The following is a 26,706-nucleotide window of genomic DNA, read 5'->3' as shown; positions in this document are numbered from 1 at the left end:
CGCACCGCTCTGCTGGACGTGTTCCTGATGTTCTGGGTGCTGGCCGGGTTCGCCTGCCTGGTCGTCGACCGGGACGCGAGCCGGGCCCGCCTGGTCACCTGGTACGAGAACGCCACCACCGACTCCCCCGGCGGCCCCTGGCTGGGCATGCGCCCCTGGCGGATCGCCGCCGGCGTCTGCCTCGGCGCGGCGTGCGCCGTCAAGTGGAGCGGCATCTTCTTCCTGGTCGCCTTCGCCGTCATGACCCTGCTCTGGGACGCCGGAGCACGGCGGGCGATCGGCCTGCGCCGCCCGTACGGCGGGATGCTCCGCCACGACCTGCCCACCGGCCTGGTCGCCGTCGCCGCCGCGCCCGCCCTGACCTTCGTGGCCACCTGGGCCGGCTGGTTCGCCTCCCCCTACGGCTGGGGCCGCAACTGGGCGCAGGCCACCTCCGGCGGCTGGGTCTACTTCATCTTCAACTCCGCCGGGTCGTGGCTGAACTACCAGCTGCAGGTCCTCGGCTTCCACACCGGCCTGACCCAGAGCCACCCGTACCAGTCACAGCCCTGGCAGTGGCCGCTGCTGCTGCGGCCGGTCGCGTTCTTCTACGAGAGCCCCACCACCGGATGCGGGTCGGACCGCTGCTCGCAGGCCGTGCTCGGAGTCGGCACCCCGGTCATCTGGTACGCCGGCTTCGCCGCCCTGGTCGCGCTGGTCGCGTGGTACGTCTCCACGCGTGACTGGCGGGCGGGCGCGGTGCTGCTGACCTACGCCGTCGGGTGGCTGCCCTGGTTCTACTACGCGATCGCCGACAACCGGACGATGTTCCTGTTCTACACCGCGCCGATGATCCCGTTCATGATCCTCGCGCTGACCCTGGTCGTCGGCCTGGTCATCGGGCCCGCGGGCAGCGTCCCGGCGAGGCGGAGGGTCTTCGGAGCCGCGCTTTCCGGTGCCTTCGTGCTCGTGGCCCTGATTAACTTCTGGTGGCTGTACCCCGTCATCTCGGCCGAGATCATCCCCTACGACGATTGGCACCGGCGCATGCTGCTCGACCGCTGGATATGACCCGCGGACATGACTCCCCGATCGCTACAACCCAGCCCTTCTGCTCGTACTGGTCTTACAGGTAGGTGACGTGGAAATCGTCCGTGGCGGTGGTCGTCGTCAGGGCCCGGCCCTATACGGCAGACTGCGAGGCATGCCCGCACCCGACGTCGCCGCGCTCCTCACCGAGCTCGAGCGTTCCGACCCGGAGGCGGCGGACGACGCGAGGATCGCCGTGGAGTGGCTGACCGGCGGCGAGCCGTTAGAGACGATCACCCAGCTCGATGTGTGCGAGTTCCTCTGGTACACCCTCCCGTTGAAGGTGACCGGCGACCACGGCGACCTGGCCCGGGCGCTGGGCCGGCTGCTGCGGCTCGGCGGCATGGAACGCTACGCCGCGCTGTGCTCGTCCCCGTCCACCACGCGCATCCTGCGCGCCTACGCCCGCGACGGCGAGGAGGCCGGGATGGCCGCCTACCAGCGGGCGCTGAACGCCACGGGCGTGCTGCCGCCCGACGTGCCCGAGCTGCACTGGAGCTCGATCATGGGGCCCGAGGAGATGGGGGCCCACATCGCCTGCTCGGCGGCGCTGGAGCTCGCCGTCGTCTCCGGGGAGCTGCGGCCCGCGGCGAACGCGTGGAAGGCCCAGGCCGAGGCGCTGACCCGCCGCTGGCTGACCGCCCCGCGCACCGAGCTGGGCGGCGACAACTGGGTGGGCCGCGTGCACGGCGAGCGGCTCAACCGCTGGGTGCTCGGCCGGGGCGCCGCCCGCCGCGAGCTGGCCCAGCCGTTCGAGGTGCGCCTGCACGCGCCGATCGCGGCGCCCGAGGGACGGCACTTCCCTGCCCTGCGCTGGCTGCTGGAGACGGCGGCGGAGCCCGGCGGGGTGGCCCTCACCCGGCGGCACAACATCGCGGTCCCGGTCGCCGACGCGGCGGCCGAGCGGTTCGGCTGGCCGGCGGGCGGAGTGGCCGCGTTGCGCGTCCTGCGCCGCATCGCCGAGCGTGAGATGCGCGCGGTGGTCCGCACCGAGGGCGCGCTGCTGATCACGCCCGCCGGGCGCCGGTTGCTGGACGACCCGGCCGCCCTGTGGCAGGCGGCGGCGCCCGCCCTGCTGACCCCCGCGGCGGGCGAGCGCGAGGTGCAGATGTCGGTACGCGAGGTCGGCCTGATGCTGCTGGTGGACGTGGGTGGCCTGCCGCCCGATCCGCTCGCCGAACGCGTCGCCGAGGTGGTCGCCGGCGAGGGCTGGCGCACCGCCACCCCGGCCGACGTGGCGGGGCCCCTCGGGGAGCTGCGTGACCGGCTGGAGGCGCTGCACCTGTGCCACGCCCCGGGCCCGGACGCGCGCGCGGCGTCCACGGCCGAGGAGGCCGAGCCGGACGGCCCGCTCGTCCTCACCGCCGCGGGCCGGGCCGCCGCGCTGACCGCACTGCGCATCCAGGCCCTGCGGCCCCGCAAGTACGTCACGCTCTCCTGACCGATCCCGGCATCGCGGGGCGACGCCCCGCCGGCGGTCACAAGTGGTACGGCGCACGCGCGGCCGGTCGCGCACCCTGCCGAGGGTGCGCGACCGGCCGCTGCCGTCGTACGGGCCGCGGAGACGACGTCGTACGGCCGGCCGGGCCCGCTTACACCCGCTCGGTCATCCGCCCGCCCATGCGGCGGCCCATGCGCTCCTCCCGGCGCATCTCCTCCTCGGGGTGCCCGGCGATGAGCTCGGAGCGGGTCTCCTCGATGCGGAGCGCGACCCCCATGGCGAAGAAGGTCGGCGCCCACTCGCCGATGAACAGGCCCCACCGGTCGGCACGGGCGATGTCCTGCTCGACCTCTTTGGAGAGCACCCACGAGGCGAACGACGCCCCGACGGAAATGATGCCGGCCGTGTACATCATGCCGGACCGGATGCCCATTCTGTGGAGTGTCCTGATCATATGGCCCCCTTGAAAGCGGCGGTTGACGCTAGCTTCCTACCCTTCGCCGCGACTCGTCACGAGAAAAAGGGACAATAAGAGAAAAGCGGGGATTCCACTCCGGGCAATTTGCCGACAAATGATAACAACGAGGTTGATTACCGGGAGACGACCGCTCGTCAGCCGCCGACCAGGAAGTCGGCGAGCACCTCCAGGGAGCCGAAGACGGCGTCCTCCACGTGGCCGCGCGCCGAGACCGAGGTGACCGCGAAGTCGGCCGGGACCAGGACCAGGTAGATGTGCCACAACGGCCCGTCCGGCCCGTGGTAGGCAGGGCTCAGTGAGAGCGCGGGGCTGAGCGAGAGCGCGGTCCAGCAACCGGCCTGCTCGTCCACCTGGATCTCCCGCTGGTAGTAGAAGCGGCCCTCGCCCGGATGGCCGCCCGCCGCCGAGTCGTACGAGCCGGGCTCGCCGCGCACGATCACGGCGACGCGTTTCCCCTCGTCGATGACTCCCTGATAGCTTCCGGCGAGATCGATGCGCGGCCGGCCGCCCGAGTGGTCGATCGCGTACGAGACCTGCGGGAAGGTGATGGGGCCACCGCCCGGCCGCACCAGCGCCAGGGTCGGGGGCTGGTCGCAGACCGGCGCGGCGGCGGACGGGAGCACAGGAGGCGAGGAACGGCCGGTGCCCGTCGTCGCGGAGTACCCGATCGCGGAGACGATGAGGATCATGGCGGTTCCGGTGAGCACCGGCACGGCGAGGCGCGTCCACCGCGATCTCCGGCGGCCGTCGTCGTCGGCTGTCGCCATTTCGCCCTCCGGCAGGTGTGCGGCGCACAGCGGCGGAATTCGGCGAGCACCGTGGCGCGGTGGCGCCCGCCGGCGACGCCGGCGTGAATTCCACGGACATCGCACCGCTCGCGAAGCGGCGCGCTCCCACTGTGGCACGCCGTCCCTGTTCCGCACCGGTCGATGCACAGAGCGGCCCTGGATAATTGACGAATTCTTTAAATAAGCGAAGGGTGGCAGGGAGAAATGTCCGCCGTCCTTCATGGCCCGGCCCTCATCATCAAGGTTTCGCCGCGCCGGGGATGCCCGAGCGGAGGCGCCGCCACCCGGGTCGCCCGCTCTCACGATCCCGACATCGAGTCACATATGCGACAAACGTCCCAGCGTGCCATCTCCGGTGAAACGGCACGTACCGGCACTTCAGCCAAGAGACGTGCGAAATGCCACTTACATGAGATACAAGAGCACTTGCCCCTACTACCCCCATTGAGGCACAAGTGACGAAGCTTTTCCGGGCCCTCGCGACACACCTGCTCGCCGGGGCCTTCCTGCTCACCGCCTTCACCGGCGGCGCCCACGCCGACACCACCGAGCCGACCGACACCGAACTGGCGGCGGAGTGGCAGACGGCGTGGGACACCTACAAGTTCGCCGAGCCCGCGCCGCCCCCGGCGCCCGGCTCGGGCCGCAGCCGGCAGACCAGCACGATCTCCATCACGATCAACGCCCCGGCGTGGCGGGTCTTCCCGGCTTACTCCAACATCAACAACCACATCGGCCGGGCGGCGTTCCTCAAGCGCGTCGCCACCCACAAGGACTGGTGCGAGCGCGGAACGCGCTTGATCAACCTCACCGCCATCGAGGACATCCCCTACCAGGGAACGATCATCAGCCTGCACACCCACGCACAGCAGCGCATCCACGCCGCCGAGCTCTACTACGAGACCGACACCTGGTCGGAGCCCAACGTGGTCACCCACCAGCGGATCAGCTTCTCCGTCCTGCGGGACGGCAGCACCAAGGTCACCGAGCGCCTCACCTTCGAGGCGGACGACGCGCTGATCGACTTCACCGTCGCCAACGGCACCGCGTCGCATCAGCAGACCCAGACGGCCCTGAAGCAGGCCATCGAGAGCGGCGAGCTCTGACGAACCGGCGGGGCGAGGCCCGACGGCCTCGCCCCGCCTCAGGGGGACGCCTTTCGGCGCCACGGCGCACCTGGGGCTTCACTGGCCGAGATTTGGGGTTAATGCGACATTTGTCGCACATATACTCGAAACTGCTCTACGAGCCCGGCCGTCCTCCTTCTGGTCCCGCCGGGCTGATGGGCGGGTATGCCGGTGAACGAACACTCCCTAGACATACGGCGAACCTTGAACGGTTCCGCGGCCGCGCGGCTGCGGGCGCTCGAGGCCATGGGCGACGACCTGACGGCGACCGAGGCGCTGCGGGCCGCGCTCGACCATGCCGTCGCCGAGCTCGGCGGCCTGGGCGGCATGGCGCACATGAGCGGCCCCTCCGGAAACCGGGCGCTCCACCTGGTGGTCACCACCGGTCTGCCCCGCGCCCTCACCCAGGCGTGGGAGAACATCAAGCGCGACGAACCCGCCGTACCCGCCCGTGCGATCTGCGCCGGCACGTTCGCCTGGTCCGGCCCCAAGCCGGACGGGGCGCCGATGCGCACCTCCAACGGACCCGCCCCGCCCTGCCCGAGCGTCGCCGGCATGGCCGCCGTTCCCCTGCCCGGCCCCGACGGCCCGCTCGGCACGCTCTCCGTCCTGACCGTCGACTCCAGTCAGCCCTCGCGAGACCAGCAGGTGTTCCTGCAGGCCGCGGCCGGCTGGGCGGCCGACCGCCTGCGCGGGTCCTGCCGGCCCCCGGCCGCCGCCCGCAGCGTGAGCCCCGCGCTCTCGGGCGCGCAGCTCCAGCAGGCACTCGACACGATCATGGTGGGCACCTGGGACTGGGACATCACCACGGGCCGGCTTCTCTGCAGCGAGGCCACCTGCGCGATCTTCGGCATCTCGCCGGAGGACTTCGACGGCCGGATCGAGACCTGGACCAGGATGGTCTACCCCGAAGACCTGCCTTGGGTGCTGGCCGCGCTCGACGAGGCCCTCCGCGCCAGGAGCATGTTCAGCGCCGAGTACCGCATCTGCCATACCGACCAGAAACTCCGGTGGGTGCAGGTGCGCACCCGCATCGTGCTGGACGAGCACGGCGAGCCGGCCCATCTGATCGGCACGCTGTGGGACACCACCGAGGCCCGCGTGGCCCTCGACCGGGTCGGCCGCGCCCTGTGGCACATGAGCGACGGCTTCATCGCGCTGAACGAGCACGGCAAGATCACTTTCCTCAACCTGGAGGCCGAACGACTCCTCGGCCCCGGTGAGAAGCCGCTCGGACGCGTCCTGTGGGAGCTGCCGGCCATCATCACGCCCGATCTCGAGGGCCGCTGCCGTCGCGCCCTGGACGAAGGGACACCGACCGACCACGACGTCCAATGGCCGACCAGCGGCCGCTGCTACCACGTGCGCCTGATCCCGGTGCCCGAGGGGCTGGCGATCTTCATCACCGACGTCACCGAGAAGCGGGCGCAGGAGGCCGAGCAGAGCGCCGCCGCGCGTACGGCGGCCGAACGCGCGGCCCGCATCGGCGAGCTGACCAGCGCGCTCGCCTCGGCCCTCACCATGCACGACGTCGTGAACGTCAGCGCCGCCCGGCTGTCGTCGCTGTTCGACGCGACCGGGCTGATCGTCTACCGGATCGAGAACAACATCCTGCGCTCGATCGGCTCGGTCGGCTACTCCCAGGCGTGCATCGAGACGGTGGAGTCGCGCAACCCCGCCGACATCCCTCCCGTCATCCAGGCGCTGGAGAGCGGCGCCCCGGTCTTCATCTGCTCCCCCGAGGAGTACCTCAGCGTGTTCCCCGACTTCGGCGAGATCCTCGCCGTGAGCGGGAAACGGGCGTGGAGCATCCTGCCGCTGATCGCCTCCGACCACCGGGTCGGCTGCTGCATCCTCGGCTTCAGCAGGCCGCGCCGGTTCACCGACGAGGAGGCCACGCTGCTCAACGCGATCAGCGGCCTGGTCGCCCACGCCCTGGAACGCGCCCGGCTGTACGAGGCCGAGCACGCCCACGCCCAGGAACTGCAGCGCGGCCTGCTGCCCCGCCGGCTCCCGTCGCTGCCCGCGGTCACCGCCGCCGCCCGCTACCTGCCCGCCGGCAAGGAGATGGAGGTCGGCGGCGACTGGTACGACATCATCCCCCTGTCCGCCGACCGGGTGGCGCTCGTCATCGGCGACGTGATGGGCCACGGGGTGCCCGAGGCCGTGACCATGGGACGCCTGCGCACGGCCCTGCACACTCTGGCCAACCTCGAACTGCCGCCCGAGGAGATCCTCTTCCACCTCAACGAACTCGTCGCCGGCCTGGGGGACGACTCCTACGCCACCTGCCTGTACGCGATCTACGACCCCGGCACCCGCGTCTGCACCCTCGCCGGCGCCGGCCACCCGCCGCCGGCCGTCGTCCACCCGGACGGCACCACCTACTTCCCCGACATGCCGCCCAACCCGCCGCTCGGCGCCGCGGAGCCGCCCTTCGAGACCTTCGACGTGCACATGCCCGACGGCGACCTGCTCGTGATGTACACCGACGGCCTGGTCGAGTCCCCCAAGTGCGACCTGGAAAGCGGCATGGCCAAGCTCGCCGCGACCCTCGCCGACTCCTGGCCGCGGATCTCCGGGCAGACCTGTGACGCGGGGACGGAGCTGCTGTGCGACGCCGTCACCGGCGCCCTGCTCCCCTCCGACCTGGAGTCCTACGACGACGCCGCCCTGCTCATCACGCGCGTGCGATCGTTCGCCCCGCAGGACATGGCCTCCTGGCACCTGCCCGAGGACCCGCGGGCCGCCGGCGCGGCGCGGCGGCACATCCGCGAGCAGTTGTCGGCCTGGGACCTCACGGACCTGTCGACGACCACCGAACTGCTGGCCAGCGAGCTGATCGGGAACGTGGTCCGCCACGCGAAGGGGCCCATCGTGCTCCGCCTGCTGCGGAGCCGGTCGCTCATCTGCGAGGTCTACGACGGAAGCCTCACCACACCGCGCATCCGCCGCGCCTCGGAGACCGACGAGGGGGGACGCGGTCTCCAACTGGTCGCGGCCCTGTCCCAGCGCTGGGGCACCCGCTACACCACCGAAGGCAAGTGCATCTGGACCGAGCAACCCCTCCCGGAGGTGAGCCGTGAGAGCTCCGTCCCGGAGGGCGCCGACGGGTGTCCGGCGGCGGCGGACACTCCGGCGGAACGGACACCAGCGCCGTGACCATGGCTTTCACCGGCAGCGCCGGCGAAAGCGTCCGGTCTCGTTGCCGGACACCGGCCGCGAACCGGATCGTCGATGGCAGATCGCTCGATCTCCCATCGAAAGGAATCCCATCCTGTGAAGCAGCTCTCGCTCCGCCCCCGGCTCCGGCTCGTGCTGGCGGCGCTGGCCGTCGCGGGCGCCGCGCTCGTGCCCGCCGCGACGGCCTCGGCGCAGGCCCCGTTGCTGTGGCACGCCGGCTGGTTCGTCAAGAACATGTGCTACAAGGACGCCCGTAGCTTCGCGAGCTCGGCGCTGAACAACAACGGTTACCGGACGGCCTACACCCCGCCCAACGCCGTCGTCGGCAGCAACGGCTCCACGATCGTGGAGGTGTCCTACGCACCGGCCCAGACCAGCTACTCCCCCGCCAAGTTCTCGAAGATCTACTTCACCGTGACCGCGACGTCGAACGTGTCCAGTTCGGCGGAGACGGCCCGCAACAAGGTCCGCCAGTCGATCGTGAACATGACCTACATCGACTACTGCTGACACGACAGGCAGCACGGACGGGGCGGGGGCCGGGGGCCTCTCGTCCCGTCACGCCGTCCCGGGGGTGCCGATCGGGGTCACGGGCTCCAGGTCCAGATGGTGCCGTCCCAGTGCCCGGAGACGACCAGGGCCCTGCCGCCGGCCTGCCCGATCGCGATGGACTCGGCGGCCGTGCCCGGCCCGGTGAGGCCGTCGCCGTAGGGGCGAGCGGTGGCCAGGTCCCAGATACGGATGGCGCTGTCGTCGCTGCCGGCGATGGCCACCGTCCTGCCCTTGACCGTGCCGATGGCCACCGTCTTGACCGCGTTGTGGATCGGTTCGCCGAGGTCGGCCGGCTCGGTCCCGGACGGGTCCCACACCCGCACGACGCCGTCCTCGCTGCCGGACACCGCGAGGAGCCTGCCGCGCACGACGCCCATCGCCACGGTGCCGACGGTGCTCTCGTGCGTGCCCAGCAGTCGCACGACCCGCTCCGCGGCCAGGTCCCAGAGCCGCACCTTGCCGTCCGCGCTGCCGGACACGGCCATCGCCTGGCCCGTCGCGATGCTCTTGACCTCGGAGTCGAGGCTCGCGCCGAGGATCTCGCCGCCGTGCCGGGGAACGGCGGGATCCCAGATCCTGACCGTGCGGTCGTCGCCCGCGGACACGGCCACCGTCCTGCCCCCCACCACCGCCAGCGCCACGCTGTTGATCCCCCCGGTGGGTTCGCCGCTCATGCGGGTGCTCGTGGGCGGGTCGGCGGTGAGGTCCCAGACCCGTAGCGTGCCGTCGACGCCGCCGGACACCGCGATGGGCGGGCGCAGCGCGATGGAGTAGACGGGCTTGTCGTGGCCGGCGAGCGGGCCGCTGCGTGCTCTGCCCGTGACCGGGTTCCACAGTTGCACGGTGCCGTCGGCCCGGCCCACGACCGCGACGGGCTCGCCCCTGAGCCAGCCGACGGCCACGGACCAGACGGGGTTGTCCTTGCCGAGCGGCGGACTGAGGAGCTTGCCGACGGGGCTGTAGGCGCCTTCGCCGGGCGGGAGAGCGGAGAACGTGCCCGGGGAAGGCGACCCCGCCGCCGCCGCGGTCGGCGATCGGGTGCCACGGAACCAGTAGGGGATGCCGGCTCCCGCCGCCGCGACGGCCAGCACCGACGTCGTGAGCAGGATCCGCCTTCGGAGAAGGGGAGGTCTCTGGGCGTTGTCCTCCGCCGCCTCGCCGGGCTCCGCCGAGATGGTGGCTTGGGGACGAGCGGGACGTTCGGGCAGGGAACGGGGCGCGGGCCGGCGCGGGTTCCGGTCCACCTGCTCGCGAAGCTCGCGGTAGGCCTCATCCCACGCGCGACGATCGGCGAGATCGGGCGGCAGCGCGATGTCGTTCTCCGCCGCGACACGTAAACACGTATCGACAAAAACCTCGAAATTCGACAATTCCGGCCGAACCGGGCGTTCCAGGCTCGTCATTCCGGCGATCGTGCTGCGCTTGAGGCGAAGCCTGTCCTCGCGCCGGCGGCGGGGAGTGCGTTCGCTCTCGACCTCCATCCGGCGTACCGAAAGGCCCGTCGCCTTCTGCAGAGCCCGTAACCGACGGGCGAAATTCACTCGCGGATCGGCCGACTCGTCCACCACGACTCTCCGGAGGCTGGAACGGAGTGACGTCCGGCGATGCCGGACACCTCTGAGCGCCCCCAGCATACGTCTCGACCAGGACATATGCCGGTAACGACAAGAAATGCGTGCGGTCCGCCGGCCGGACACATCACCAATCCAGCACCATGGACCACATTCCTCGTCGAATGCATATAAAAGGAACTAACTCCGCGCACCGCCCCCTGGTACCACCGGCCGCATGACATCGGCCGTCACGACGGCGGCGGATTCCTCTCCGGCCTTTTCGCACCGCCACTGTTCATCACATTCGCCTTGCTGGTCTTCACCGTCCTCTTCGGCCGACGACCGCCGCGAAGGCGCGGCATTTCAGCGGTGCAGCCAGTCGAGCAGGCCGGGTGGCGCCAGGCCGGCCGCGCGCTCGTGGTAGCGGGCGAGCTCGTCGCCGGTGAGCACCTCGCGGCCGGAGCCGGAGGCGCCGCGGCGGAAGAACGCCGAGCTGTCCTTCAGCACCCCGGAAGGGTTGGGCGCGAGTTCGGCGGCGCGCGATCGCATGCTGGCGAAGGTCGCGGCCCGCACCAGGTCCGGCCACACGTCCTCCGGCACCGAGATGCCGAGCAGCCGGGCGAGCCCGCGCATCTCGCCGGCCAGATCACGCAGCAGGTCGTCATAGTGCAGAAGGACGACGTTGCGCTGGTGGAGGCGGCGCGTCCAGGCGTCCGACAGGTGCCACATCACTCCCGGCAGGGAGTCCATCGCCTCCATGGGCGAGGCGTCGTCGTCCACCCAGCGCAGCAGCCAGTCACGCAACGGCGGCCGCGGCGCCGGCGGCACGGCGGGCTCCGGCCTGCCGGTCAGGGCGCGGAGACGCTCACGGTCGATGTTGGCGCCTTGGTGGTAGAGCGAGACTGCCATGTCGAGCGGATGGCGCGCCACCACGATGTACGTCGCCCGGTCGTCGATCGGGACTCCGTCCAAAGGGGTGTGCGTCTTGATGAACCTGCGGTGCCGCTGGGCCGCCAACCGCGCGTACACCTCCTCCTTCGGCGTGACCAGGTGGTCCAGCCACGGCGACAGCACCGGCAACGGCTCCGGCAGATCGGCGCTCTGGAAGACCAGCAGCGCGCAGATCATCTGCGTCCACGTCGTACCGCTCTTCGAGCGGGTGCTGATCACGATGTCGCCGCGCCGGAACGGGAACCCGTCCCATCGGCCGCTGTCCTCCTCGTCGGACACGTACCTCACCGGGGACGCCGACATGCACTTCCTCCCGATCATGGAGTCCGGTCACCGCGAACGGCAGCTCATGAAGCGGCACTCGATGGGACACCGCCTGAAAATCCAGAATCGTCGACGATAGCCCACCCCGACCCGGCTTGGTTTCACTTCGTTTCACCGGGCCGCCCCGGCGGCGGCACGTCGCGCGTCGTGAGGGGAGGCCCCGGTGCGCGGCGGTGGATCACCCGTTGTCCCGCCCGCGGGCGCGGGTTACCGTCACCCGGTCGCATCAGCCCGTCGTGATGCCTCTCCCCACCGGTCCATCGCAGTACCCGTTCCTTCCGGTCCATCTCCGTACTCGCCCTCAGATGGCCACGGCCGGATTCGCCGAGCCGTGGAAAGGAGAACTGTGCGACCCATACGTGCGACCGCGGTGCTGGCCGCGGTGCTGAGCACCGTGCTGCTCCCCGGCACCGCCCACGCGGCCGAGCCCTCCCCCCTCGCGAGCGTGGCAGGCTGCCCGCCCGATCGCGGCCCCGCGCAGGCGTGTGACGCCGCGAACCCGCAGCGGCCGGGTCCGGACGTCCTGGCCGGAGCGCACACCGCCGGCCGGGTCAAGCCGGACGGCCGCTCCGTCCGGTACAGCTGGCCCGGCGTCTACTTCGAGGGCCGGTTCCGCGGCACCGGCGTCGGCATCGTCCTCGACGACGCGGACAACGACTACGACGTCACGATCGACGGCGCGACCGTCGCCACCCTGGTGACCCCGGGCAAGACCACGTACTGGGTGAAGGGCCTCGCCGGCGGCGCGCACACCGTACGCCTCGTCAAGCGGACCGAGAGCCCGTGGGCCTCGGGCGCGTTCGGCGGCTTCGTCGCGGCCCCGGGCGGCGCGATCCTTCCCAAGCCCCCCGCGCGCCACCGGCAGATCGAGTTCATCGGCGACTCCTACACCGCCGGCTACGGCAACGTCTCCGACACCCGCGAGTGCACCAGCGACGACGTCAACCGCACCACCAACGCCGACCTCGCCTTCGGCGCCCTCACCGCGCGCCGCCTGAACGCCGACTACCAGCTCAACGCCTACTCCGGCCGCGGCATGGTCCGCAACTACAACGGCGGCGACCCCGGCATCGACTACCGGACCTTCTACGACAGAGCCCTGCTGAACGTCGACGGCGACGTGTGGCGGAACCCGGGCACCTGGCGGCCGCAGCTGGTCGTGGTCGGCCTGGGCATCAACGACTTCTCCACCGCCATCAACCCGGGCGAGCCCTGGACTCCGGACAGTCTGATGGCCGCCTACCGCACCGCCTACCACGCGTTCCTCGACAAACTGCGTGCGCAGTACGGCCCGCGCACGATCATCGTGGTCAGCGCGACCTCGGTCTACAACACCACCGCGCTCGCCGACGCCACCCAGCGGATCGTCCAGGAACGCAACGCGCGCGGCGACGACCGGATCCGCTACTGGTACTACGACGAGTCCGGCCTGGACTACCTCGGCTGTCACTGGCACCCGTCCAGCCACGACCACCAGGTCATCGCCCAGCGCCTGACCGACTACATCGCCACCCTCCCCCTCCGCTGGTAGCCACCGCGAACCCACCACAAGCCCTTCCGCCGGCGATCCCTCCCGGCGGAAGGGCTTTTTCCTGGCCATAACGCGGGCCGCGGAGGCCACCACCGACCTGAGGAATGGTGCATAAATGGATAAAGAGGACTTATTTACCTGGAGGACATATTCGATCTTCTTGATCAACATGGATGTTTTTATCGCCGTTAACGTCCCCTAATAGCGGATTTGTTACGTTTCACCGAAGTCACCCGGCCCCGGCCTGCGCGAGGAGAACTCGGTGAGACTGGCGGACGACGTCAGCCCATGCACTTCGGCGTTACCCGAGGCGAACGCCTCGGCCACTCCGGCGTCGTCACCGCACCCCCTCCGCACCCTCCGGCCAGGACGGGCATGACCGAATCGGCGCGACGCCGGCGCTCCCGGACACGATCCGCGAGCCAGCCCTGCTCGAACCCTGTGACCAGGGCCTGAGCCCCACCTTTCCTTCAGTCACCCTGAACGGATTCACGTTTCCGAGGAGACGTATGTCCACCGACCCCCTGACGTACGCAGACGCGCCCGCCGACGCGTACCGCACCCCCCTGATCGACGCGACCGGGCTCGTGCCCGGCGCGCGGATCCTGGTCAAGGACGAGACGCGGTACGCCTCCGGCAGCCACAAGGAGCCCGCCGCCCGCGCCGTGGTGGCCCGGGCGGCCGCCGGAGGCCACCGGCACGTGGTGGTCGCGACGTGCGGCAACTACGGCCGCGCGATGGCGATGGCCTGCCGGGCCGCCGGGATGGCCTGCACCGTCGTCCTGCCCGAAGGCTGGAGCGACGGCGGCGCCTGGATGCGCGACGCCGGCGCCCGTGTCCACCTGGTGCCCGGCAGCTACGAGGACGCCGTGGACGAGTCCCGCCGGCTCGCCGGAGCCGAGGGCGCCGTCGACGGCAACGTCGACGGCCCGTACGCCGACGCGGTCTTCGACGGGCACGGGATCGTCGTGCACGCGCTGCGCGAGGCGCTCGGCACGCCCCCGGCGGCGCTGTGGCTTCCGGTGGGCAACGGCACCACGGCGATCGCCGTGCACCGGGAGATGCGGGCCCTGGGCTGGCACTGCCCGATCAACGGCGTCGGCTCGGCCGGCAACAACCCCGTGGTGACGAGCTGGCCGGGCGACTACCGGATGCTGCCGCCGGACGGCGTCACGACCTCCGCCCACAACCAGCCCCTGGTCAACTGGCACGCCCTGCAGGGCCCCGAGGCCATGGCCGCGATCGCCGGCACCGGCGGCGAGGTCTTCGGCGTGGACGACGGCCAACTCGTCGCGGCCCGGGCCGCGCTCGCCGCGTACGGCGCCTACCCGACCAGCGCCGGGGCCGTCGCGCTGGCCGGACTGCTCGCCCGCGCCCACGCGGCCGACCCGCTCACCGGAACCCATGTCGTGCTGCTCAGCGGACGCTGACCGGCGTCCGCACACCGACACGGGATCGAGGGAAACGATGACCACAGTGACCGAGGGCGGCCCCGCGCTGCTCTTCACCCGCACCAAAGTGAGCCGCGGCGACCAGGGCGTCTTCGTCGGCAAGCTCGCCGTGCTGGCCGCGCTCACCGCGCTCGGGGCGACCCTCGCCCTGCGCCCCGAACCGCTCGCGATCGCGGCCGGCGTGGTGATCCTCGCCGCGATGTACACCCACGCGGTCGAGCTCCAGCACCAGTGCCTGCACCACTCCGCCTTCCTGCGGCCCTGGCAGCACCGGCTCGTGGGCGTGCCGCTGGGCATTCCCCTGCTGGTCGTGTACAGCCACTACCGGCTACGCCACCTGCAACACCACCGCCACCTGGGCACCCCGCAGGACACCGAGTTCTTCGGCTTCGACACCCGGGCGCCGCTGACCGTCTCCCACCTGGTGCGAGGCCTGCTCGACTACCGGCGCCTCGCCTCGGTGCTGTGGGAGGTCGCGCTCGCGGCCACCGGACGCTGGACCTACCGGTACGGCCCGATCAGCCCCGGCATGCGCCGCCGCGCCGTCACCGAGCATCTCGTCCTCGGCGCGGTCGTACTGACCGCGATCGGCGCCGCCCTCGCGGGGTACGGGCAGTACCCGCTGCGGCTGTGGGTGCTCCCCCTCGTCCTCGCCGTACCGATGCACTTCCTCGTCGAACTGCCCGAGCACGTGCTCTGCGACACCGCCACCACCGACGTGCTGCGCAACACCCGGTCCATCCGGGGGAGCCGCCTCAGCACCTGGTTCACCAACGGCAACAACCTGCACATCGAGCACCATGCCGCGATGAGCGTGCCGATCAACCGGCTGCCCGAACGGCACGACGAGACCCGGCGCCACGCGGTGCACGTCGAGCGCACCTACGCCGACTTCTACCGCACCCTCTGGAAGGCCGTGCACCGGCCCGCGCGTCTCGGTCGTTCGAATGTCGAGGAGTCGTCGTGAGCACCATGCACCTCACCGGCGTGCCGGGATCGGGGGCACCCGACGGAGGGCCGCCGGGCGGATCCGGCGAGGACGGCGTGCCGTTCGACGTGTTCGCCGCCATCGAGGAACAGGCGCGCACCAGGCCCGGCGCGCCGGCCCTGATCGACGCCACGGGCCGGACGAGCTACGCCGGCCTGGTCGCGGAGGTGCACCGCCTGGCCGGCGCTCTGGCCGCGTCCGGCGTCCGGCCCGGTGACCTGGTCGGGCTGTGCCTGCCGCGTGGGCGGGCCGCGGTGACGGCACTGCTGGCGGTGTTGCGCTGCGGCGCGGGGTACGTGCCGCTCGACCCCGGCTACCCGGCGGCGCGCCTGGCCCTGATGCTGGAGGACGCGCGCCCTCGGCTCGTACTGGTGCCGATGGACGGTGATCCACCGTTGCCCGCCGGCACCGCGCTGCTGCGCCTCGGCGACGACCTCGGCAGCGACTCCCCCGAAGAGCCGGGCGGCGACCTCGGGGTGGGGCCGGGCCGGGCCGCCGCGGTGCCGGGAGCCGTGCCCGGTGCCGCCGCTTCGCCGGAGGACGTGGCCTATGTCATCTTCACCTCCGGTTCCACCGGTCGTCCCAAGGGGGTGGCGGTCCCCCGGCGCGGCTGGTCGCACTTCTGCCGGGCCGCCCGCGACACCTACGGCATCCGGGCCGACGACCGGGTGCTCCAGTTCGCCTCGCTCAGCTTCGACGCGAGCGTTCAGGAGATCTTCCCCGCGCTGATCACCGGCGCCGCCGTCGTCGTCCGCGACGAGGACATGATCAGCCGGCCCGGCCTCTTCCTCGGCCGCTGCGCCGAACTCGGCGTCACCGTGCTCGCCATGGCGACGGCGTACTGGCGGGAGCTCGTCTCGGCGATCGACCAGGGGGAGGCGGCGCTGCCCGCGACCGTCCGCATGGTGATCATCGGTGGCGAGGCGGCGCACGCGCGCACGGTCGGGCGCTGGCACGCGCGGACCGGTCACGCGGTGCGGCTGCTCAACACCTACGGCCCCACCGAGGCGATCGTCACCGCGACCGCCGCCGACCTGACCTGGTGGTCCGGTGACGACCCGGTGCCGATCGGCCACCCGCTGCCCGGCGTGACCTGCCGAGTCGCCGCACCGGACGGCACCGATGTGGCCGACGGCGAGACGGGTGAGCTGTACATCGGGGGCGCCGCGCTCGCCGCCGGCTACCTGGGACGCCCCGAGTCGACCGCCGAACGGTTCGTCACGGACACGCTGGGGAGGCGGGAGTACCGCACCGGCGACCGCGTCCGGCGGCGACCCGACGGGGCGCTGGAGTATCTGGGCCGGTTCGACCGGCAGGTGAAGATCCGGGGCTTCCGGGTGGAACCCGCCGAGGTGGAGTCCGCGCTGCGCGGGCTCCCCGGCGTCGCCGACGCCGTGGTGCTGGTAGAGGAGAGCACCGGGCAGGCGCGACTGGCAGGCCACGTGCTGGCGGAGGACGGCGGCCCGGACGCGGCCGAGGTACGCCGCCGCCTGCGCGAGGAGCTGCCGCACTACCTCGTGCCTGCCGTCGTCACCGTGCACGGCTCCTTCCCGCTCACCATCCAGGGCAAGATCGACCGGGCGGCGCTGGCGGCCACGGCTGTCACCGGCTCGGCCGGCCTGCCCCCTACCGCGGACCGGCCGGCGACGGCGGGCTCGGAGACGGGCCGGGAAACCGGCCGGGAGCCGGAGGCGGGCCTGGAGGACGCCACGGATGGCTCGGCCGAGGCGCGGGTCCGCGCGCTGTGGGAGAGCCTGCTCGGGGTCACCGGCATCGGCCCCCGCGACGACTTCTTCGCCCTCGGCGCCGACTCGCTGCACGCCATTCGCCTGATCGGCCGGCTGCGCCGCGCGTTCGGACTGGAGCTGGCGCTCAGCGACCTCTACGCGGCCCCGACGCTCGCCGGGCTGGCGGCAGCGGTACGGGCGGCCGAAGCGGCGGCCGAACGCCGGACCGGGGCGTCGCCGACCGTGCCCGGCCGTCCGGCCGAGGCGTCGCCGGGCGCGCCCGAGCGTGCGGTCACGGCCTCGCCTGCGGCATCCGATCGGCCGGCCGGGACCTCGCCGGTCGTACCCGGCCCCGGCCGGTCGAGTGATGCACCGCCGGTCGCGACCGGCGGTCCGGCGGGGGCCCAGTGGCCCGTCCCCACCGCGGCCCCCCGCGAGGAGCGGCGGCCCGAGCCCCGGGAGAAGGCCGCTGAGCCTCGGGAGAGGCGGACGGCGCCTCGGCAGGGGCCTGAGCAGGAGGACGGCCGGCCGCGGGTGCTGCCGCTCACCGCGATGCAGCGCGTGTTCTGGATGGCCGAGCACCTGTGCGCGGACCTGCCCGCGTACACCCTGGGCATCCGGTACCGGTGGGCCGGCCCCGCGCGGGCGGACCTGCTGGCGGCCTGCCTGGCCGAACTGGCCCGCCGCCATCCCGCGCTGCGGGCCCGATTCCCGGTCCAGGACGGCGAACCGGTGATGCTCGTCGCCGCCACGGGGACCGTACCGTTGAGCGAGATCGACCTGCGGGACCTGCCGCCGGACCAGCGGGCGTCACGCGCAGAGCAGGAGCGCCACCGGGCCGTACGGGAGCCGCTCGACCTCGCGGAAGGCCCCCTGGCCCGCATGGTGCTGCTGCGGACCGGCGGCGACGACGAACTGCTCCTGGTCGTCCACCACCTCGTCTTCGACGGATGGTCGGCCGGAGTGTTCGGCGACGAACTGGCCGAGCTGTACCACGACATGGCACAGGGACGGCGGACGGCGCCGCCCGCTCCCGACGACCAGCCGGCGTCCCGGGCCGCCGGCGCCGCGCTCACCGCGTACGAGCGAGAGCGGTTCGCCGACGCGGACCTCGGCCCGCGAGCCGCCGACGCGGCGCTCACCGCGTACTGGCGGGACCGGTTCACCGGGGCCGACCTGGACCTCGACCTGCCCGCCGACCGCCCCCTCCCCGCCCGGCGTTCCTTCGCCGCGGCGCGGATCTCCCGCCGGCTCTCCCCCGAGCTGCTCGACCGGCTCCGCGCCTGCGGACGGGAGCACCACGCCAGCCTCTTCATGGTGGTGCTGGCCGGAGTGCAGGCGGTGATCGGCAGGTACACCGGGCGCGAGGACGTGACCGTGCTCGCACCGGTCGCCGGCCGCGAGGACACCGCGCTGGAGTCGCTGATCGGGGCCGCGCTCAACATCCTGCCGCTGCGAGGTGACCTCTCCGGCGACCCCACCTTCGCCGGACTGCTCTCCCGGGTGGTGGAGACGGTCGTCACGGACCTGGAGCATCAGGATCTGCCGCTGACGGACATCATGGCCGCCATCGGGCGCACTCAGGCGGGCAGGATCAGCCGGCTCAGCGGCGTCAGCGTCACCGTGCACAACACCCCGGCGCCGCGCCGCGCTCTCGTCCGGTACGCCGGTGACGAGCCGCCCGCCGCGATGATGGTGGACCTCGCCCTCGGCCTGCACTTCACGGTGGACGGGCCCGTCCTGACCGTCGACCACGCCACCGAGCTCTTCGACGCCGAACGCGTCGAAGCCCTGGTGGACCACCTGCTCACCCTGCTGGACGCGGCCGCCGCCGCACCGGCCACCCCAGTGAGCGACCTCCCCCTGCTCACCCCCGCCGAGCGGGACCGGATCCTGCACCGGTGGAACGACACCGCGATCACGCCACCGGACGCGCGCACCGTTCACGAGCTGTTCCAGCGATGCGCGGCCGCGGCACCCGGCGCGCCGGCGCTCACCGCCGGCACGACGACGGTGAGCTACCGGGAGCTCGACGAACAGGCCAACCGGCTCGCCCGGACGCTGCGCCGGCACGGCGTACGCCCCGGCGTCCGGGTGGCGATCTGCCTGGACCGCGGCATCGAGCTGTTCGCGGCGATGTGGGCGGTGCTCAAGGCGGGCGGCGCGTACGTCCCGCTCGACGCGGCCTACCCCGCGGACCGGCTCGGCTACATGCTGCGCGACAGCGGTGCGATCGCGCTGGTCACCAGGCTCGACCTGCCCGGCGTCCCGGCCGCCCCCGACGGCGTGGCCGTCGTCGCGCTCGACCGTGACGCGGCGGAGATCGCCGCCGAGGACGGCGGCGACCTGGAGGCGGCGGCCGGTCCCGGCGACCCGGCCTACGTGATCTACACCTCGGGCTCCACCGGGCGTCCCAAAGGGGTGGTCGTCACCCACGCCAACCTGGTCCACGCGGTCGGCATGTGGCAGGAGGCGTACGCGCTCGACCCGGGCTGGACCTACCAGCAGGCCGCCAGCTTCTCCTTCGACATGTTCGTCGGCGAGACGCTGCGCGCGCTGTGCACCGGCGGCCGGCTCGTCGTCGTCCCCCGCGAAGTGCTCCTCGACCCGGCGGAGCTGTACGCGCTGATGCGCCGCGAGCGGGTCAACTGCACCGAACTCGTGCCCGCCGTCCTGCGGAACCTGCTGGCGCACGTCGAGACGGCCGGAGAGCGGCTGGACCACGTCCGCCTGCTGATCGGCGGCGGCGAGAAGTGGCAGGTCCGCGAGTACCTCCAGGCGCAGCGGCTCGTCGGTCCCGGCAACCGCGTGGTCAACGCCTACGGGGTCACCGAGGTGACGGTGGACAACGTGTACTTCGACGGCGACGTCAGCGGACTGCCGCCGGACGCGCCGCTGCCCATCGGACGTCCGTTCCCGGGCAACCGGGTCTACGTGCTGGACGCCCACCGCAGGCCGGTCCCGGCGGGAGTGGTGGGCGAGCTGTACCTCGGCGGGGCGGGCGTGGCCCTCGGCTACCACGAGCGGCCCGAACTGACGGCCGAGCGGTTCGTCCCCGATCCGTTCCACGACCGGGCCGGCGGCCCCGCCCTGATGTACCGGACCGGGGACAGCGCGCGGTTCCACCGAGACGGGAACGTCGACTTCCTCGGCCGCCTCGACGACCAGGTCAAGGTCAACGGCTACCGGATCGAGCTGGGCGAGGTCGAGGCCGCCCTCGGCGCGCTGCCCGGAACGCTCGCCTGCGCCGCCGCGGTGCACACGGCGGCCTCGGGGATGGCCCAGCTCGTCGGCTACCTGGTGCCGCGTCGCGGCACCGGTGATCTGGACGAGGCGACGGTCCGCGCCGCCCTGTCCACCGCGCTGCCGCCGCACATGGTGCCCGCCCGGCTGGTCGTCCTGCCCCGGCTGCCGCTCACCCCCAACGGCAAGCTCGACCGGCGAGCCCTGCCCGCGCCCCAGGACACCCCCGCCACATCGACCGGCGTCGCCCCCCGGACCGCCGCGGAACGGCGCATAGCCGAGATCTGGTCGCGGACACTCGGCGTCGAAGAGGTCGGCATCGACGACGACTTCTTCTCCCTGGGCGGCGACTCCTTCACCGCGCTGCGGCTCGTCCGGCGCATCGACCCCGCGCTGGCCCTGGTGGAGCTGTACCGGCACCCCACCGTGCGCGCCCTGGCGGCCCTGCTCGACCAGCGGTCCGCGGGGCACGACACCGGGCCGCGGCGGCTGCTGCACCGGTTGACCCCGGCCGACGCGGACGCCTCGTCGGGCGGGGTCACGGTCGTCGCCGTCCCGTACTCCGGCGGCAGCGCGATCGCCTACCAGCCGCTGGCCGACGCGCTCCCCGCGCACTGGGCCCTCTACGCCGTCGAGCTTCCCGGCCACGACCAGAGCCGGGCGGACGAGCCGCTGCTCCCCGCCGCCGAGGTCGCCGAACGGATGCTCGCCGAGATCCGGACGCTGTCCGGGCCGGTCCTGCTCTACGGGCACTGCCTCGGCAGCGCGGTGACCCTGGAGACCGCCCGCCGGGCCGAGGCCGCCGGCGTCGACCTGGTCGGCGTGGGCGCCGGCGCGAGCTTCCCCACGGCGCGGCTGCCCGGACGGCTGTTCGACTGGTTCCACCGGCTGGTGCCGTCCGACCGGTTCGTCTCCGACCGGGCGTACTTCTCGTTCCTGCGGGCCAGGGGTGGTTTCACCGACCTGGACGACCCCGCGCAGGAACGGTTCGTCGTCCGCAACGTCCGGCACGACGCCCGGGACGCCGAGGAGTACTTCACCGCGGCCTACCGGCAGGCGGAGTGGACCCAGCGGCTGCGGGCTCCGGTGCTCAGCGTCGTCGGCTCCCGCGACCGCGTCACCGAGTTGTACGAGGAACGCCACCGCGAGTGGGAGCACTTCGCCGGCACGGTGGAGCTGGCGGTCCTGCCGCGGGCCGGGCACTTCTTCGTCAAGACGCACGCCGAGCCGCTGGCCCGCGTCCTGGTCGAACACGCCGGGCGATGGCGCGCCGGCACCATCCCCGGCGGCGCCGAGACCACCCCGCGAGGCGCCACCCCACCGCCCGACGCCACACACCCCACCCCGGTCGAGGCCCTGACGGCGGATACCGGACCTGCCGGCGTACGAACGACCGGCACCCTGCCGGCCGACGCCACCCCGGTCGAGGCCGATCCCGCGGGCAGCACACCGGCCGGCGCGGAGGGCACTCTCTCGATCAACGCCGCACCGTCCGGAATCACCCCGGTCAAGGCTCCACCGGCCGATGGAACACCGGTGAACGCCCTATCGGCAGAAGGCGCGGCGTCCCCTCGCCCGGCCCTTCGTCCGGCCCCTCGTCCGGCCCCTCGTCCGGCCCCTCGGGTGGCGCCTCGGGTAGCGCCTCGGGTGGCGCCGAGTCTGTCCCGGTTCGCACTGGTGGCCCTCGGCCAGTTCGTCTCGATGATCGGCAGCAGCCTCAGCACACTCGTGCTCAGCATCTGGGTCTACCAGCGGACCGGTTCGATCATCGACTTCTCGGTGATCAACGCGATCGGCCTGCTGCCGGGCATCCTCGCGGGACCGGTGGCCGGCGCGGTCGCCGACCGCTGGGACCGGCGGCGGGTCATGCTGGCGAGCGACGCGGCGGCCGCCCTGGCGATGGGCCTCCTCGGCCTGCTGGTGTTCGCCGGCGGCCTGCGGATGTGGCACATCTACCTCGCCGTGTCCGTCACCTCCGTGGCCGGCGCCTTCCAGCGTCCGGCCTACGTGGCCGCGGTGGCGCAGCTCGTGCCCAAGCGCTACCTGGGCCACGCCAACGGGATCAGCCACCTCGGCGTCGGGGTGGGGACGGTGGTCGCGCCGATACTCGGCGCCGGCCTGATCGGCGTCATCGGCATCCAGGGCGTGATCCTGCTGGATGTGCTCAGCTTCGCCGCCGGCGTGGTCACGCTGCTCCTGGTCCGTTTCCCGGACACCCTCTTCCGCCGCCGTGACGAGACCTTCGGCAAGGAGATCGCGGCCGGCTGGCGGTACATCGCCCGGCGGCCGGCACTGGTGCGGGCGATGCGCTTCTTCGTCGTGCACCACGTCCTGTACATGATCGGCTTCTCGGTGATCATCCCGATGCTGCTGACCGAGCAGTCCACGGCCGTACTCGGCACGGCACTGGGCGCCGGCGGCCTCGGCGCGCTGTGCGGCAGCCTGGTGATGGGCCTGTGGGGTGGCACTCCCCGAAGGGCCACCGGGCTGATCGTCATCCTGGGCGTGTCCGGCGTGGGGATGTCCCTCATCGGCGTCGCCGGCCCGTGGTTCGCCGCGGCGGGCCTGTTCACGATCTGGTTCTGCGACTCCATCGCCGAAGGACACTGGCTGGCTCTCGTGCAGTCGAAGATCGGGCTGGAGCTGCAGGGCCGGGTGCTCTCCCTCTTCATGATGACGATGCTGCTGACCATGCCGCTCGGCTACCTGGTCATCGGCCCGCTGGCCGAGCACTACGTCCAGCCCCTGCTCGAACCCGGAGGCGCGCTCGCCGGCACGGTCGGCCAGGTGATCGGCACCGGACCCGGCCGCGGCCTGGCGATGCTGGTCATCCTCAGTGGCCTGCTGCAACTCGCCTGGGTGACCTCAGGATGGCGCGACCGCCGGCTGCGCTTCATGGAAGACGAGCTGCCCGACGCCATCCCTCCCGCCGAGCTCGGGGACCTCGACGATCTCCAGCAGGAAGCCGACACCCTCCTCACCGCACGTAGGTGACCACTCATCCTCGGGGCGGCCCGCACGTGCCGGACCGCCCCGAGGATCAATCGGGTCGGGGGTCATGAGGGAAGCCATGTAGGCCACCACGGCAGAACACAATCGCCAGGAGTACCTTCCGTGGCGAGGTCGTACATCGCCATGGCCACCGGCCCCGCGATGGAGCCCGCGATGGTGAGAGCCAGCAAGATCGGCCGGGGCCATATCCGTGCGGCGAGCCAGGGCAGCCGGCCCAGGAGATGGAACGACACGGCGAGCAGCGCCGACAGCACCGAGATGACCGGGAAGAGCACCATTCGGGTCACCGCGAAGAGAGTGCCCGAGAGGTTCTCCCCCACGCTCAGGTCACCGAGGCAGTAAAGCTGTGCGCGGGCCACCAGGTGGATGTCCAGGAAGGTGCCGAACGTCGCGAACGCTGTCGCGATGACCACTGAGATCCCGCACCCGAACGTCCAGTAGATCTCGCGCGCCTCCGGCACTCTCCGCTCGACCACACCGCCATCGAAACAGGCCCATGTGCGGACACCACGCAGCAAATGTGGAATTTCAGTGCAAAGTACCGCCGGGCAGGGGCGAGGAAGCGACCGCCCCGACGATGGACTCACTCGGTCTGCCGGTGTCCGCTGACGGCCACCGGGTGGCACAGCCACCTCGTCTTCGAGGCAGTGCCACCAGATCGTTCTACAGCAGGGTCAGCATCCGGTTCGCCTGGTCGCACTGATCCCGTCCGCGAGTCCGCAGCAGCCAGTACAGCGCGAGCAGCCGGCGGCATTGGATGAGCCTGCCGGCTTCGTCGGCGGTCAACTCGAACCGCTCCAGCACAGCGTTCATGCCGGCCACGTGGTTGCGCCAGACCGATACGTGTTCGAGGATCTCGGCGAGTTCGAAAGCACGGTCGCTGCGGCCGGAGTACTCGAAGTCGACGATCCGGATGTTGGTTCCGTCCCACAGATAGTTGGCCAGATTCCCGTCACCCGTGCCGAACACCGCGGTGCCCTGCCGGGTCAGCACCTGCTCCAGCGCCGGCTGCCGGACCCAACCGATTGCTTGCCCGAGCGCCTGGCGCAGCGTGGGATCCGCGTCAGGAGGTTGCTCCATCGCCGACCATGCTCGTACCTGCCGCAGGAGCTCGACCGGATGTCCGGCACGCGCGGGCAGACGCGCCAGCACCCGCTGTGGAATCGCCAGCTGGACCCTGGTGAGGGACTCGGCGAGCGCGTCGGCCACTGGCCCCCTGACTGGCCCGTGCACGGCTGTGCCGTCGAGCCGGGACATCACCACCATCGGCGGATCGGCATGCAGGTCGGCGGCCATCGGCGTGGGCGCCACCCCGGGTGCGTACCGGTCGAGCAACGCAAGGGCCCGCCATTCACGTTCGGGCTGACCATGGTCCGCGAACCTGTATCGCTTCACCACAGTGTCCGACCGCATCTCGATCGAATGCCGCCCCGGCCGACCGCTCATCCGCACTCCGATCATGGGGAGATCCACAGAGGCCGAGGAGGAGGCGAGGCTGAGGCGTCTCGTCTCCTCCTCACTGCGGCGACCGGGTGTCAGTATCACGTGCGCCCCGGGGCACCGCCCTGACTCCGCCGTGCCGTACCGGGCCACTGCCCGGCATCCGACTCGGCCCGGCGCGCTCCAGCCGGCAGAGATCCGGTTGGGCGACCGAGCGCGGCAGGTCACCGGGCTCCTTCCACCCCAAGAGCCGAGAAACGGGTGATGTGGATGCGGCGGGCGGCCGGTGGAAGGCGGTCAGCGCGGGCGTGTCCGGGGCCGGCCGCCGAGGGCGGCCTGATCCAGGCGCACCCGCGGCACCTCTCCGGGGAGCGGGTGGCGCGGGTGGTCCCCAAAGTTTGCTAATCTGGTCGAGTCCTTGGGGCTGTAGCGCAGTCCGGTAGCGCACTTCGTTCGCATCGAAGGGGTCAGGGGTTCGAATCCCCTCAGCTCCACCCAGGGCCGTTCTTGAAACGGCTGGACCGAGGTTGACGGGATCCCGTCCGATCATCTGCATCGGACGGGATTTCGCGTTTTCCGAGGTCTTCGGATCGTTGAACGGGTCGGTTCCGGCCCGTGTGGCGTTCGAGGCGAGGGGCGCTGGTGGTGTTGAGCGCGGTCGACGGCGAGGATGCCGACCGGCAGACCGAGCGGGAGGAAGCCCTGCAAGGCCGCCTGGTGAACACCTGGCCAATTAGCTAGGTTGCTCCCACCTCGTCCGATTCTCACAGGGGAGTGGCAGCCGTGCGGCAACAGCACAAGACCTTCCAGGCGATCGAGGTCGGCGACGGCGGCGACGGGCGGTGGGCCGCCTACGCCCGGGCCCTGTGGCAGGACATGGAGGGCCTGCTGACCGCGGAGGGCAGGACTCCGGAGGGCGCGGATCGTGTTCGGGCGTTGTTCCGTGCGCATATGCCGGAACTGGTCCCGGTTCTGGACCGCCTGGCCGGCCAACTCGACCGGCCCGAGGCGGAAGTCTTCCTCACCCACGCGGCACTGCGGCCGTTCTCCCAGGCCTGCACCCAGATCGGCCAGAACGGCTCTCTGCTGCGCAACTATGACCTACGGCCCGATCAGTGCGAGGGGACCATCGTGTCCTCCTGCTTCCTGCGCCCCGTGATCGGGATGCAGGACATGCTCTGGGGCTTGCTGGACGGGATGAACGACGCCGGTCTCGCGATCTCGCTCACCTGGGGCGGACGTTCTGTCTACGGACGTGGCTTCGCCATTCTCATCCTCGTGCGCTACCTGCTGGAGACGTGCGACACCGTCGATGAGGCGGTCGACAGGCTGCGGTCCCTGCCGGTCGCCGTCCCCCAGAACCTCACCCTTGTCGATCCCAAGAAGGCGATGACGGTGTTCGTGGGACCGGATATGCCGCCAACAGTGGCACCGGACGCCTGCGCCTCCAATCACCAGCACCTGCCGGTGACCGACGAGCAGGAGCGGGCCATGCGGACGCAGGAGCGGCTGCGAGCCATCCGCGCCGCAGGCGCGGATGTGGCGGCGATGCTCAAGCCGCCGCTGTATCGATCCGTCGACGAGCAGGGGACGGTAACGCTCTACACCGCCCACTATCGACCTGCCGAGGGCCTTGTGACGTATTACTGGCCCGGTGAGTCCTGGCAACAGTCCTTCGGCGACTTCGCACCCGGAACCCGCACCGTGACCTTGGGCCGGGCCAGCTGAAAAGCTTTCCGGACTCCTGCTCACCCCCGCACGAAGATCTTGCAAGAACGTGATTCCATCCGCCGCAGACAAGCCGGGATCCCGTCTGATCATCGTGATCAGGCGGGATCTTGCCGTTTCG

General features: G+C 71.8%; 16 protein-coding genes and 1 tRNA gene. 11 read left to right on the top strand and 6 right to left on the bottom strand.

All coding sequences use genetic code 11. The annotated features are described in order from the left end of the window. Both IEY93_RS33665 and IEY93_RS33660 read left to right on the top strand, forming a co-directional pair. Positions 1-1,050: dolichyl-phosphate-mannose--protein mannosyltransferase (locus IEY93_RS33665; RefSeq protein WP_189167216.1), on the top strand; the 1,050-nt coding region annotated here is incomplete at its 5' end. A gap of 133 nt (positions 1,051-1,183) precedes the next feature. After that, positions 1,184-2,509, top strand: coding sequence for a hypothetical protein (locus IEY93_RS33660; protein WP_189167215.1), 1,326 nt, complete (start codon positions 1,184-1,186; stop codon positions 2,507-2,509). Positions 2,510-2,660: 151 nt separating this feature from the next. Here IEY93_RS33660 and IEY93_RS33655 read toward each other — a convergent pair whose 3' ends face one another. Then, positions 2,661-2,942, bottom strand: coding sequence for a hypothetical protein (locus IEY93_RS33655; RefSeq protein ID WP_229691694.1), 282 nt, complete (start codon positions 2,940-2,942; stop codon positions 2,661-2,663). A gap of 179 nt (positions 2,943-3,121) precedes the next feature. After that, positions 3,122-3,754 carry a hypothetical protein gene (locus IEY93_RS33650; protein WP_189167214.1) on the bottom strand — a complete coding sequence of 211 codons (633 nt, stop codon included), beginning with the start codon at positions 3,752-3,754 and terminating at the stop codon, positions 3,122-3,124. Between the two features lie 476 nt (positions 3,755-4,230). On the opposite strand from IEY93_RS33650, the gene IEY93_RS33645 reads away from it, so the two are divergent. The 3 genes from IEY93_RS33645 (at position 4,231) to IEY93_RS33635 (ending at position 8,595) form a co-directional block, all read left to right on the top strand. Further along, positions 4,231-4,881, top strand: coding sequence for a hypothetical protein (locus IEY93_RS33645; protein ID WP_189167213.1), 651 nt, complete (start codon positions 4,231-4,233; stop codon positions 4,879-4,881). 225 nt (positions 4,882-5,106) lie between these two features. Then, positions 5,107-8,064, top strand: coding sequence for a SpoIIE family protein phosphatase (locus IEY93_RS33640; protein ID WP_203968466.1), 2,958 nt, complete (start codon positions 5,107-5,109; stop codon positions 8,062-8,064). 117 nt (positions 8,065-8,181) lie between these two features. Then, positions 8,182-8,595 carry a hypothetical protein gene (locus IEY93_RS33635; RefSeq protein ID WP_189167212.1) on the top strand — a complete coding sequence of 138 codons (414 nt, stop codon included), beginning with the start codon at positions 8,182-8,184 and terminating at the stop codon, positions 8,593-8,595. A 77-nt stretch (positions 8,596-8,672) separates the two neighbouring features. On the opposite strand, the gene IEY93_RS33630 is transcribed toward IEY93_RS33635, so the two are convergent. Both IEY93_RS33630 and IEY93_RS33625 read right to left on the bottom strand, forming a co-directional pair. Beyond that, positions 8,673-10,118, bottom strand: a complete 1,446-nt coding sequence (locus tag IEY93_RS33630; RefSeq protein WP_189167211.1) for a WD40 repeat domain-containing protein — start codon at positions 10,116-10,118, stop codon at positions 8,673-8,675. A 435-nt stretch (positions 10,119-10,553) separates the two neighbouring features. Continuing rightward, on the bottom strand, positions 10,554-11,444 hold the full coding sequence (locus tag IEY93_RS33625) for a sulfotransferase domain-containing protein (protein WP_189167210.1): 891 nt from the start codon (positions 11,442-11,444) through the stop codon (positions 10,554-10,556). Between the two features lie 367 nt (positions 11,445-11,811). Between IEY93_RS33625 and IEY93_RS33620 the strand changes: the two genes are divergently transcribed. The 4 genes from IEY93_RS33620 to IEY93_RS38880 all read left to right on the top strand — a co-directional run bounded on the left by IEY93_RS33620 (position 11,812) and on the right by IEY93_RS38880 (position 23,399). Then, entirely contained in the window at positions 11,812-12,996 is a 1,185-nt protein-coding gene (locus tag IEY93_RS33620) for an SGNH/GDSL hydrolase family protein (protein WP_203968465.1), read from the top strand. Between the two features lie 509 nt (positions 12,997-13,505). Next, complete coding sequence (locus IEY93_RS33615) at positions 13,506-14,426, top strand: pyridoxal-phosphate dependent enzyme (protein WP_189167209.1); 921 nt, start codon at positions 13,506-13,508, stop codon at positions 14,424-14,426. Between the two features lie 37 nt (positions 14,427-14,463). After that, positions 14,464-15,414, top strand: a complete 951-nt coding sequence (locus IEY93_RS33610; protein ID WP_189167208.1) for a fatty acid desaturase family protein — start codon at positions 14,464-14,466, stop codon at positions 15,412-15,414. Between the two features lie 5 nt (positions 15,415-15,419). After that, the gene (locus tag IEY93_RS38880) at positions 15,420-23,399 is read left to right on the top strand and encodes a non-ribosomal peptide synthetase/MFS transporter (RefSeq protein WP_229691695.1); all 7,980 of its coding nucleotides are present in this window, start codon (positions 15,420-15,422) and stop codon (positions 23,397-23,399) included. 62 nt (positions 23,400-23,461) lie between these two features. On the opposite strand, the gene IEY93_RS33590 is transcribed toward IEY93_RS38880, so the two are convergent. After that, complete coding sequence (locus IEY93_RS33590; RefSeq protein ID WP_189167207.1) at positions 23,462-23,935, bottom strand: hypothetical protein; 474 nt, start codon at positions 23,933-23,935, stop codon at positions 23,462-23,464. A gap of 145 nt (positions 23,936-24,080) precedes the next feature. Next, positions 24,081-24,878 carry a phosphotransferase family protein gene (locus IEY93_RS33585; protein ID WP_189167206.1) on the bottom strand — a complete coding sequence of 266 codons (798 nt, stop codon included), beginning with the start codon at positions 24,876-24,878 and terminating at the stop codon, positions 24,081-24,083. Between the two features lie 399 nt (positions 24,879-25,277). On the opposite strand from IEY93_RS33585, the gene IEY93_RS33580 reads away from it, so the two are divergent. Together IEY93_RS33580 and IEY93_RS33575 are read left to right on the top strand one after the other, a co-directional pair. After that, a tRNA-Ala gene (locus tag IEY93_RS33580) sits at positions 25,278-25,351 on the top strand. Positions 25,352-25,640: 289 nt separating this feature from the next. After that, entirely contained in the window at positions 25,641-26,585 is a 945-nt protein-coding gene (locus tag IEY93_RS33575) for a C45 family autoproteolytic acyltransferase/hydrolase (protein ID WP_189167205.1), read from the top strand. The last annotated feature ends 121 nt before the right edge of the window (positions 26,586-26,706 follow it).

It is taken from the genome of Sphaerisporangium melleum, assembly GCF_014646695.1.
Classification (GTDB): domain Bacteria; phylum Actinomycetota; class Actinomycetes; order Streptosporangiales; family Streptosporangiaceae; genus Sphaerisporangium; species Sphaerisporangium melleum.
This window is presented reverse-complemented; position numbering and strand designations above follow the sequence as displayed.